The sequence below is a fragment of the Anoxybacillus dikiliensis genome, assembly GCF_050613275.1.
Classification (GTDB): Bacteria; Bacillota; Bacilli; order Bacillales; family Anoxybacillaceae; genus Anoxybacillus.
Genome location: NZ_CP187112.1, coordinates 1,170,648 through 1,181,947 on the forward strand (window position 1 = coordinate 1,170,648; position 11,300 = coordinate 1,181,947).

At 39.5% G+C, this 11,300-nt stretch carries 11 protein-coding genes and 1 pseudogene; all 12 read left to right on the forward strand.

The window, feature by feature from the left end; genetic code table 11:
- Nucleotides 1-188: 188 nt before the first annotated feature.
- Nucleotides 189-1,304: an NAD(P)/FAD-dependent oxidoreductase gene (locus ACPF7I_RS06215; protein ID WP_219986338.1), complete on the forward strand. Its 1,116-nt coding sequence runs from the start codon at nt 189-191 to the stop codon at nt 1,302-1,304.
- Nucleotides 1,298-2,941: a nucleoside recognition domain-containing protein gene (locus ACPF7I_RS06220; RefSeq protein WP_430744247.1), complete on the forward strand. Its 1,644-nt coding sequence runs from the start codon at nt 1,298-1,300 to the stop codon at nt 2,939-2,941. Before ACPF7I_RS06215 ends, ACPF7I_RS06220 begins: the two co-directional genes overlap by 7 nt.
- 133 nt (nt 2,942-3,074) lie before the next feature.
- A pseudogene (locus tag ACPF7I_RS06225) lies at nt 3,075-3,467 on the forward strand (formate--tetrahydrofolate ligase); the annotation flags it as partial.
- 382 nt (nt 3,468-3,849) lie between these two features.
- Nucleotides 3,850-4,029 carry a hypothetical protein gene (locus ACPF7I_RS06230; protein WP_430744246.1) on the forward strand — a complete coding sequence of 60 codons (180 nt, stop codon included), beginning with the start codon at nt 3,850-3,852 and terminating at the stop codon, nt 4,027-4,029.
- Nucleotides 4,022-4,951 (forward strand): hypothetical protein, encoded by a 930-nt coding sequence (locus tag ACPF7I_RS06235; RefSeq protein ID WP_430744245.1) that lies wholly within the window; start codon nt 4,022-4,024, stop codon nt 4,949-4,951. The genes ACPF7I_RS06230 and ACPF7I_RS06235 overlap by 8 nt, the downstream gene beginning before the upstream one ends.
- A gap of 2 nt (nt 4,952-4,953) precedes the next feature.
- Nucleotides 4,954-5,415 carry a hypothetical protein gene (locus ACPF7I_RS06240; protein ID WP_430744244.1) on the forward strand — a complete coding sequence of 154 codons (462 nt, stop codon included), beginning with the start codon at nt 4,954-4,956 and terminating at the stop codon, nt 5,413-5,415.
- Nucleotides 5,416-5,518: 103 nt separating this feature from the next.
- Entirely contained in the window at nt 5,519-5,845 is a 327-nt protein-coding gene (locus ACPF7I_RS06245) for a hypothetical protein (protein ID WP_430744243.1), read from the forward strand.
- A gap of 889 nt (nt 5,846-6,734) precedes the next feature.
- Complete coding sequence (locus ACPF7I_RS06250) at nt 6,735-7,298, forward strand: DUF6431 domain-containing protein (RefSeq protein ID WP_430743415.1); 564 nt, start codon at nt 6,735-6,737, stop codon at nt 7,296-7,298.
- 140 nt (nt 7,299-7,438) lie between these two features.
- Nucleotides 7,439-8,689 carry an IS481 family transposase gene (locus tag ACPF7I_RS06255; protein WP_430743414.1) on the forward strand — a complete coding sequence of 417 codons (1,251 nt, stop codon included), beginning with the start codon at nt 7,439-7,441 and terminating at the stop codon, nt 8,687-8,689.
- Nucleotides 8,682-9,482 (forward strand): ExeA family protein, encoded by an 801-nt coding sequence (locus ACPF7I_RS06260; protein WP_430743413.1) that lies wholly within the window; start codon nt 8,682-8,684, stop codon nt 9,480-9,482. Before ACPF7I_RS06255 ends, ACPF7I_RS06260 begins: the two co-directional genes overlap by 8 nt.
- Before the next feature lie 291 nt (nt 9,483-9,773).
- Nucleotides 9,774-10,130, forward strand: a complete 357-nt coding sequence (locus tag ACPF7I_RS06265) for a BRO-N domain-containing protein (RefSeq protein WP_431019245.1) — start codon at nt 9,774-9,776, stop codon at nt 10,128-10,130.
- A gap of 963 nt (nt 10,131-11,093) precedes the next feature.
- The gene (locus ACPF7I_RS06270) at nt 11,094-11,291 is read left to right on the forward strand and encodes a hypothetical protein (protein WP_009360934.1); all 198 of its coding nucleotides are present in this window, start codon (nt 11,094-11,096) and stop codon (nt 11,289-11,291) included.
- The last annotated feature ends 9 nt before the right edge of the window (nt 11,292-11,300 follow it).

The following is an 11,300-nucleotide window of genomic DNA, read 5'->3' on the forward strand; positions in this document are numbered from 1 at the left end:
ATGGAGTACTCTTCTTGGCAGAAAAAATGCTCACCATCCTTTAACAGATAAAGGGAGAGGTTTACTGATTTTTACAATTTTCTATATATAAAATTGTTGAGGGGGTGCAAATGATTATTATTGTCATAAAAAAATTGTTTATGTTATATTATAAATCGTAATAATTACTATTATCGAGAGGTGATACAATGAACCCGTTTTTTATTATTGTTGGAGCTGGTTCAGCAGGAATTGGAATGGGAATTTTATTAAAACAGTTAGGTATAGAGAATTTTGGAATATTAGAGCGTGATTGCATTGGATCCTCATTCCGACAATGGCCAAAAGAAATGCGTTTTATTACTCCTTCATTCGTTGGTCAGGGCTTTGGAGCACTAGATTTGAATGCTGTATCTCCTACTACCTCGCCCGCGTACACATTACAAAAGGAAAGATTAAGTGGAGAAGACTATGCTTTGTATTTAGATTTGTTGGCGGAACACTTTGATTTACCGATTCGCGAAGGTGTAAATGTCGAGCATGTTTTTTTGAAAAATGGACGATTCCAGTTAGAAACAAATGAAGGAAAGTATGAGTGTGACGCGATCATTTGGGCAACTGGCGAATATCAATTTCCAAACACTAGACCATTTCCAGGCGCAGAGTATGCATTGCACAATCGCTATGTGGATAGTTGGGGAAAGTTCAAAAAAGGCTGCCATTACATCATTATAGGAGGATATGAAAGTGGAATTGATGCAGCTGTAAATCTTGTTTCACTTGGAAATGAGGTAACAGTTATTTCGAAACATCAATTATTTGCACAAAAAGAGGCAGATCCAAGCGTTTCATTAGCACCGTATACGTGGGAGCGTTTAAGGGAGGCTCAAAAAACAAAACGACTACATTTCATAGAGGGAGTAGAAGTCGAAAAAATAGAAAAACAAAAATCAACTTATACATTATTTCTCTCAAACAACAAACAACTTCATACGAAACAACAACCCGTTCTAGCTACAGGTTTTCGTTCAGGTGCAGAGCAAATTTATTCGTTGTTTGAGTGGGGGGAAAACGGAAAGCCGAAGTTAACTGTAAATGATGAATCGACATTAGTTAACAATTTGTTTTTGATTGGCCCTAGTGTTGCGCATGAAAAAGCGATCTTTTGTTTTATATACAAATTTAGGCAAAGATTTGCAGTGGTGGCAAAACAGCTTGTTGATCGATTTCAACTTCCACATGACGAGGAAGTGTTTAGATACTATGAAAAGAATCAAATGTATTTAACCGACTTGTCTTGTTGTGAGGTGAAATGTGAGTGCTAGTTAAAAGTGCAAGGCGGAAACGATTATTACTTATCGGTCTAGAGTCTGTAGGTAAAACGACATTGTTTTCCCGTTGGACGTCATTTGGTGTAGGAGAGGAGATAAATGTAAGAGGCTCAACGTACTTATTACGTACCCACCCACTTGTTCATGATAGTGGGTGGGAAATTGTTGATACGCCTGGTGTTCGTTTAGGCGATGAGCTTGGGGCGCATATGTTGAAAAAAGAAATTGAAAAAGCCAACCACGTTATGTTAGTTATACGTGGAACACATTTTCAAGCTGAACTTAAACAATTACTCCAGCTTGTTGAAGTTGAACGATCAAACGTTTCAATTGCAGTAACATTTGTAGATAAAATGAGCGGCATAGCAAAGCAACGTTTAAAAGAAATACAAGAAAAAGAGGGACTCCCTCTTATATTGACAAATGGAAGAAAAGAGAATACTCATACATTTCCATCTCTTTTTTATACGCAGCGATTAACACTAAAGCAAATCAAAGACCTTTTATCACTTTCGCTTCCGTCGCACGAGCCAATTTCGCTATTATTTGAAAGACCATTTGTTGGTCCCGTTTTATCGTGCATGACACTTTTATCTACTTTTATGTTACCAATATACTTCGCTTATTTAGTAGGAGGTTGGGGGGAAAAATGGGTCGATAAATCTCTTTTGTTTGTAAAAGAGTGGCTCCAATACGCTCCGCAATGGTTAGAAACTTTACTCATCGGAGATTATGGGCTTCTTTCCCTCGGAATGTACTCTTTCGTTTGGGCATTTCCAGTTGTTATTTTCTTAACGTTTGTCACGGCTATTATTGATGATACAGGTATAAAGGATCGAATCGTGGATTCCCTTCATACTTATTTAAGAAAGATCGGTTTACATGGTGAAGACTTGATCCCGGTATTGACTGGATTTGGATGTAATGTAGTTGCTGTTCAGCAAAGTAGACTATGTCATGCGTGTACGAGAAAATCGTGCATATCACTTATTTCTTTCGCTTCTGCCTGCAGCTACCAACTTGGGGCGACAATTTCTGTGTTTCATGTAGCTCAAAAACCGTACTTATTCTTCCCTTATATAGTCGTTTTATTTGTTGTTGGTGCTATTCATACAAGAATATGGAATGGGGTAGTAACAACTCCACATCACTATGTACGACGCACATTTCTACAATGGCCTACATGGACGTCTGTACTATATCAGGTAAAAAGAAACGTTGTGCAATTTGTAACTCAAGCGATGCCTGTCTTTCTTTTTATTTGCTTAGTTGCGACGATCATTAATATGTTTGGATGGATGAATGTATTGGGCCAGTTGTTCACGTCTTTTGCGCATATATTTCATTTACCGAAAGAAGTAGCACCAACTATTTTTTTCTCAATTATTCGTAAAGATGCGATTCTTTTATTGAATGAAGGAAACGGTGCTTTGCTTTCTACACTTACGACAACACAACTATTTTTATCTGTATATATGGCGTCTACCCTTACAGTTTGTGCAGTTACATTTTGGACGATTGCGAAAGAATTAGAATTGAAAGCAGCGATACGTTTAACAACTCGACAATTCATTACTGCTATATCATCTTCTTTTTTGATTTCTTTGTTACTTTATATCGACGTCTATTAGTTTCAAAAGAAATGTTATACGAATCATTTTTAGGGAATTTTTCTAGCGCTTCTGTTTAGTGAAGAGGGTGCCATATTTTCATGGTATCGTGCTAAAATAAGGGGGGATTATTTTCATACAGGGGGACTGAACGATGACAACGACGACGAAGATTAAAACAGACATTGAAATTGCCCAAGAAACAAAATTAAAGCGCATTCAAGACATTGCCAGTGAACTTGATTTGTTGGAAGAAGAGCTTGAACCGTATGGGCATTATAAAGCAAAAATTTCCCTTCATGCACTAAAGCGGCTAGCGACGAAACAAGATGGTAAAGTCATCTTAGTGACGTCGATTAATCCAACGCCAGCGGGAGAGGGAAAATCGACGGTCACTGTTGGGCTTGGTCAAGCGTTACGTAAAATTGGTAAAAAAGTGATGATTGCGATGCGGGAACCTTCCCTTGGTCCGACGATGGGAATAAAAGGCGGCGCGACAGGTGGAGGGTATTCACAAGTGTTGCCGATGGAAGACATTAATTTGCACTTATGAGGATTTCTTATTACACTCTGAGGATATTATAGATTTTACAAGGGTTTTAAATGAATATCAACTATCAAAATCCAAGTTTCTCAAGAGAGAGGCTTTTTTTTATTCTATTGGATACTTTAGTTTTTATTCCATAGTTAGATATATAGACAGAGAGAGGTAGTAGCATACTGCCCTGTGTTACTGCCTCCTTTAAATTACAAATAGAGCATATTGCTAACCACTATCACAGCCATGATTGTCATGTCCTGTATCAATCCTCTCTTTCAAAGGTTAGCAGTATGCTCCTATTTTTTATACTTACTTTGAAATTAAATCCATTTAGTAAATACATCAATCATTCATCATTCATTAAGTCATTAAAAGGAGGGGGATGGTGATGAGCAAAAAGAAAAGAACTTGTTTCTATTTGTCTGAGGATACAATAAAGCTCATCAATAATGTTAGATATATTGGAAATGTAAGCAAAGGCTTTTTAGTAGAGAAAGCTGTAACTGACTTTGTCAAAGATAAGACTGCTCTAGAGCTACAGAAATTAGGTGAGCAAAACAATGAGTAATGTAAAGCAATATCTCAAGGAGAAAGGCTATAACCTTAATGATGACAAAGAGCTTTTAAGAGCCTTTGCTGATGCCAAAATCAATCTCCAAGCTAGTCAAGAGGAGTTTGCCTCTGCTGTAGGCATTACTTCAAGGACAATCAGAAACAAAATTGCCAAAGACAGAGCTTACTACAATGCCTGTCTAGAGGAGTTTTCCTCTGTAGCAGAGGAACAAGGAAAGCTAACTGAGGAGCAATTATCTAAGTTTGTAGACAATATCTTAGCTCTAGGACTTAATCCAAAGTCAGCTAAGGACATTCAGCTCTTTATTGATTTCTTTGGCATTACTGCTGATGATGTAAAGAAAATCATTCAGATTAAAAAAGCTAGTCTCAGAGGATGGCTCAAGGATGCTCAGCTTGATTATATGGACATGGAGAGTGTTTATAAGAATCTGTTTACAATGGACTGTCTTTACAATCAAAATGAGCAGTCTGTAGGAGCTACAGAGAGAGCTTACAGCATGGACTTAAATGAGCCATTGACTCAATACAGGTTGATGTATATGGGAGCTGTATTTATGAGCCTTTACAATCAGGCTGAATACTCTGATCTACTTGACCAATTAGCTGTATTAATGAAATTAGAACAGCTTGAGCAAGGAGTCCATATTCAGATAGATAGAAAGCTCAGGACTGAGGCTCAAAAGTTAGCAGGTACTTATAAGAGACCTAATCTAACAGATGAGGAATATAAATCACTTCTTAGAGAAATTGGTGTATCTGAGGAGACATTAAAGACATTGCAAAACAAGCCAAAAGTAAAAGAGCTACCTGACAGGGAGACTGTAGAGGAGCTACATGAAAATCATTATGAACAATTAGAAGGCTACCTGACAGCAGAACAGGAGCTATCAAGATTATTAAAGGGAGGATTTTAAAAATGAAATTTGAGACAAAGACAGTATTTCAAACTAATGGACAAGGCTTTACAACATTGCAAAAGGAGATTGTAGACAGGCAAAAAGCTAGAGAGGCTATTATGACTAATATCTCTGAGGGCTTAGCAAAAGAATCTCCTCTAACTATTGATATTGCAAAGATGGACATCAAGGCTTTCATTTCTGACCTAAGAAAAGAGGCTGTAAAAGGATACACAACTAATGATGGTATTGCTATGAAAAATGCAGCAAAGCAATTAATCCAGACTATCATGAAAGAAATTGACAACAAGAAAGCAGGTCTGAGCTTTGCCAAGTTAAGCCATAGACCTGACAAGATGGAAAGAGTTAAGGAGTATATGGCAGAGCTTGAACAGTTAGAGGCTTACTTAAAACAATTGACTGACCTAACAGGCTTTACTCTTAAATATGACTATGAATACATCAATCCAATAGTATTTTAATAAGCAACTTGATTAATTATCAATATGGAGGGAGCTGTAACAGGCTCTCTCTTTTTTATTGTATGAAATGAACTAAAAGAAGGAGTAAAGGGGAGCAAAGGATATGAGCATCAATTATAAGTTTAATGAATGGAGAGTATCAGGAGAAAAGGCTACAGCATGGAGTCAGAAGGCTTATAAGCTGCTAAGAGTAAATGCAGACAAGAGCTGTGTAATGTCTGCTCATTCAGTAGGAACTATTCTTTACCTACATTATGTAAAAGGATTAACTGCTCAGGAGATTAAAAAGCATTCAGCAGGAAAGATGCTATTAATGACAACAATAAAGGGCATTCTAAGAGGCTCACATAGCCCTGAGGTTTACTGTATCTTTCAAGATATGCTTGAGACTGAGCCTGAGATGTTAGACAGGCTCTTTGAGTCTGCCTGAGAAAGAGCTGAGGCTAAAAGTCTTGGCTCATTCTTTTTTTTGCCTCAATGCTGTACCAATTTGCAAAACAAACAAATGTTTGTACCATTTTAGATAACATTCAGTATCATCATTTGAAAAAGTCTGCTGAAATTTAAAGTATTGGTAGAAATTACATAACTGCTGAAAGCCTTGTGGCTGTAAGGCTCAGAATTTGTAACAAAACTGTAACATTTAAAATACTTTAAATCAGGTCTGCCAAATGGACATATATATGAAAATAACTGTTAAATAAACTGTTTGATAAAGAGTTAAAGATAAAAGTTATTAAAGAATTAAAGATATGATGTTAAGCCTTAAGGATAAGTATGTGTACTTTGTACACCTATGTATAAATTACTGAGCTAAAGCTCAGGGAGCAAAGCTCCATAACAATAACAATAATTAATATATATCTTTTGTAGATAATACAACATTAGATATATAGATTACAGATATTCAGTTATTAAGTAATGGCTATAGTAGTCTGCTTAGTAGTTTGCTCAGGCTGTAATGGCTCATATTTACTATTCCTTTTTTCTGTATAGATGCTTTTTAGATTTTTTCATGCTTTACCATTCCTTTGCTCAGGCAGTCAGTAGGTAGCTTAAAGGCTATCTATTGGCTGTCTCTTTTTTTTTGTACCAATAACTGTGACCATAGATGAATTATTGTACCCATATCTTGTACCTAACATTACAGCTTATATATCTCTCTATATATATTTATATAAGTAGTATTGTAAATTATCATTTTATCCCCGAATAAAACGCCTTCTTTTTTGCAAATTCCTTCGGGATATACTTCTCCCTCTTTCTGAAATAGTATGCTAAATTTTTAGTGAATTGTTTCGGAGGGGGAGGATGAGATCGTGATCCAGTTGTATAACTTCGGGGTTGATGTGCAAACCTATGCGAATCGAGGAAAACAAAATGCGTTTCCGTCCATCCATCGTTGTCCACATTGTCAGGCGAAACGCAATCTTTATCGTCATGGCTATTACGAACGAAATGCATTGGTGGGGCAAGACGCCTATCGGATTTGGATTGCTCGTTATCGGTGCGTGATATGCAAAAAGACGGTGACCGTGCTTCCCACGTTCCTCTTGCCGTATTTCCAATACACGATTTGGACGATTATCCACTGGCTCAAGGAACGCCTCTCCTCTCTCTTAGGCAAGGGGAAGGGTTCGTCCAAGTTTTTTCCTCTCCGACAAGGAGTAGATGTTTATATGCGTCGATTTCTTGCTCATTTACCGTGGCTTCGTTGGTTTTTTCAAACCAAAGGGAAACGAATCCCGAGGGTGTCCAATAAACCACTCGTTCAAGCCCAAGAGTGGATACAAACCATCGAGGGAGTTGGGGTGGAGAAACTCGTCGAAGCGATGTGGAGGGAACATTCGACTCATTTTTTAGCAAATAGATTCGGTGCCTAATTTGTTTCTTTTTGGTTTTATTTCCAAAAACAATCGATTCCACAAACCTTTTGCGTCGACGAGGGGAAAGGGATTCGGTATGATGGAGGCAGGACGAACCGATTGGTTCTTCCGCAACGTCGGAGAAGGAGGAAACCTTGATGGACGAATCAATGAGACAAGAAATCGCCCTATTTCGGTATGGATTGATCGCACCGTTAGTGAATGGGCAGGTCGATCCGAAATCGTACGTGAAGGAGGTGTCAACGCGCATGCATGCCGTTCCGCACTATGGCGAAAAACGGATCGCAGCGAAGACGATTCTAGACTGGTGCACCCAGTATAAAAAAGGCGGATTTGAAGCACTGAAGCCAAAACGTCGAGCGGATCGCGGCCATTCTCGAAGACTCACGATGGAAGACGAGGAGCACATATTGGCATTACGAAAAAAATATCCCCATGCGCCGGTGACGGTGTTTTACCAACACCTCATCGAGCAGGGGGAAATAGAAAAACAAAACATATCCTATTTCACTATATATCGTTTATTGAAAAAATACAACCTTGTTGGGAAAGAAAATTCCCCGATGCCTGAACGAAAACGGTTTGCGTACGATCGAGTGAATGAGCTATGGCAAGGGGATTTATCCCATGGTCCAGTGATTCGAGAGAATGGAAAGGCACAAAAAACGTTTTTGATCGCCTACATCGATGATTGTTCACGGGTCGTGCCGTATGCCCAGTTTTTCTCTTCCGAGAAATTTGACGGGTTGCGCATCGTGACAAAAGAAGCGTTCCTGCGGTACGGGAAACCGAAGCGCATCTACTCCGATAACGGCAAAATTTATCGCTCGGAACCCCTACAATATGCTTGCGCAGAATTAGGGATCACGCTCATTCATACGCAGCCATATGATCCACAAAGCAAAGGGAAAATCGAGCGATTTTTCCGGACAGTGCAAACTCGGTTTTACCCGTTGTTGGAGATGGAGCCAGTGACGTCGCTTCCAGCGTTGAACGAGCGCTTCTGGAAGTGGCTCGAAGAAGACTACCACCGAAAGCCCCATGCGTCGCTAGAAGGAAAAACGCCACATGAAGTGTTTCAGTCGCAAGTGCACATGGTATCGTTCGTGGAGGACGCGACTTGGCTGGACACGATTTTTTTGAAACGGGAGTTTCGCAAAGTGAAGGCGGATGGAACGATTACGTTAAACAAACAGCTGTATGAGGTTCCGCCTCGATTTATTGGACAATCCGTGGAAATTCGGTATGATGAGCAAGGGGTGTATGTATACGAAGACGGCAAAGAAGCAGCGAAAGCGACGCTGGTGCGCATGCACGATAATGCCTACGTCAAACGACATCGATCGCCGTTTGTGGGGCTAGGAAAGGAGGCAGGAACGGATGTATAAAACGTTCTACTCCCTTTCTCGAGAGCCGTTTTCGAAAGACACCAATCCGTCGGAAGCGTATCGAGGGTCTTCTTACGAAGAGGCCTTACATGCATTGGATTACGTGAAACGAACGAAAGGAATAGGGTTACTGACAGGAGAGCCGGGGGCGGGGAAAACATTCGCCCTTCGGACGTTCAAAGAATCATTGAATCCTTCGTTGTATCACGTGGTGTATTTCCCGTTATCCACGGGCGGGGTGATGGATTTTTATCGAGGATTAGCGTTAGGGTTAGGCGAGGAACCGAAATACCGAAAGGTGGACTTGTTTTACCAAATTCAACAAGGAATCGAACGAATGTATCAGGAACGTCGAATCACTCCAGTGATTCTGCTAGATGAAATGCATCTTGCGAAAGATGTGTTTTTGCAAGATATCGCCATTCTGTTTAATTTTCACATGGACTCCACGAATCCGTTTGTGTTGATTTTGGCAGGACTGCCACACTTACAGATACGGTTGCGCTTGAATCACCACCGTCCGCTTCAACAACGCATCATCATGCGGTATCGGATGGGAGCGCTCTCGAAAGAAGAAGTGGCAGCGTACATTGAACAGCGAATGAAGCAAGCAGGAGCGAAGCACTCGATTTTTACCCCTGCGGCTTTAGAGGCGATCGCCCTACAGTCGCAAGGATGGCCACGAGTCATCAATACGTTAACGACGACGTGCCTTTTATACGGCTACCAGCTAAAAAAGGACGTGATTGACGAAGAGATTGTTCGAATGGCGGTGGAGGAAACAGGGGCATAGGGAGCCGAACGGCTCCTCTTCTTTTTCTGATTTTCGTCTGAGATAATGTGCAAAGGATCGGAAAAAGCGTGCAAAATCGGAGAGAATTCGCAAACATTTTGCACGGTATTTCCGATTTTCATCCAAAATAATTTGAAAAAGTAGTTCTGAAATAGTGTGCTAATTTACAGTAGTATGTTACATCCCAAAATATTGTACAAAGATAGAGTGTCACAGTTTTATAGTCTCTCTCTCTAACTAGAGTAATGTAAGACAATTTAAAATCATTCAGTTAGAGGAGAGGTTGTTGTTATGGATAATCAATTACAAGTATTCACTCATGGAGCTTTTGGTCAGGTGAGAACATTACAGAAAGATGGAGAGGTTTGGTTTGTTGCTAAGGATGTTGCTGATATTTTGGCTTTTAGAGATGCTTTCAATATGCTGAGAAATATTGATGAGGATGATACTCAGAAAGTGAGTATCACAGATGATTTAGGCAGATTACAAAGCACATCAATAATTAATGAGTCAGGTTTGTACTCAGCTATTTTAAGAAGTAGAAAGCCTGAGGCAAAACAGTTTAAAAAGTGGGTTACATCTGAGGTACTGCCAAGCATCAGAAAGCATGGAGGATACATTGCAGGTCAAAACACTCTGTCTATTTGACAGGTCAGGTCAGAAACCTAACATTAAGGCTGACATAACTATTAATGATGGCAAGAGCTGTAGATGATGATGAAAAGAATACTATCATTTTAAATGAGGGTATTGGCAATCCTACTAAAGCTAACATGTAAATTGTACATGTCTGTCAAATTGACAGGTATGAATATGAAGTCAACATTAATTAATGAATCAGGTTTGTACTCCCTAATCTTAAAAAGTAGCTGTAAGGATGTTCTGAAATAGGACTCCCTCCATAAAACAGACCTCCTGCCCTTACCTTCCTGTCCTGCTTGTAATCCTGTGAAAATCAGAGGAAATGGCAGGGCTAAACATAGCTGTAGCAAGGCTTTGACAAGGCTCTAGCAGGGGGAAAATGAGCAGGAAAATCCCTGCCTATACCTCAGCTATTAGGAAGGCTGTAGAGGGCTGTAGAGGGCTGTAGAGGCTGTCTATGAGGCTGTGTAGAGCAGGAGAGAGAGCAGGAAAGGGCAAAGGGAGCAGGTGAGAGCTTATACAGCTTTTATGCAGTCTTGGAGCTTTTCACAAACTTTCTAGACAGCAGATAAAAATGGCTCAATCCCTTGCTGTGTCTAGCTTTGTGGGCAATGGTGTATAAAATACTGCATATTTGAGGGATTTACAGACTTTGTGAAATGTTGATATATCAAGGCTTATGCATGTTATCAACTTCCTAAAAGTATCATTATGTAAACTAAAAATGAATATACAACTCAGAACAAAGTATATCAATCTGTCAAGTAAGTGTAAAAATAACATTTTGTCAAGTGGTAATTATAGGGGGATGCATAGGGGGGAAGGTATGCAGTCCTGCCCAGAGTGCCTCAGATAAAAATTATATTCCTATTTTGCAGTTTGGAGGTCTTATTAAGCTGACCTGTCACAGTTTAGAGAGTCTCTCTAACTATAGCTCTGTAAGAATCTATTACAGGGAGAGATAACAAAATGACAGGAATGACAAATACAGCTAAGAAAGATGTAAAGGTACAATCATATATAAGCAAGGCTAAAGGAGCAGAGGGAGCAAAGGTTACTGTATATGGAGAGCCTAATATAGATGTATGGGCAAAGAAAATAGTACAGATCTATGAGGACATTCAAGCAGGGAAATACTCTGATAATAAAGAGGAGGAGGCTGTATAATCAGTCTCC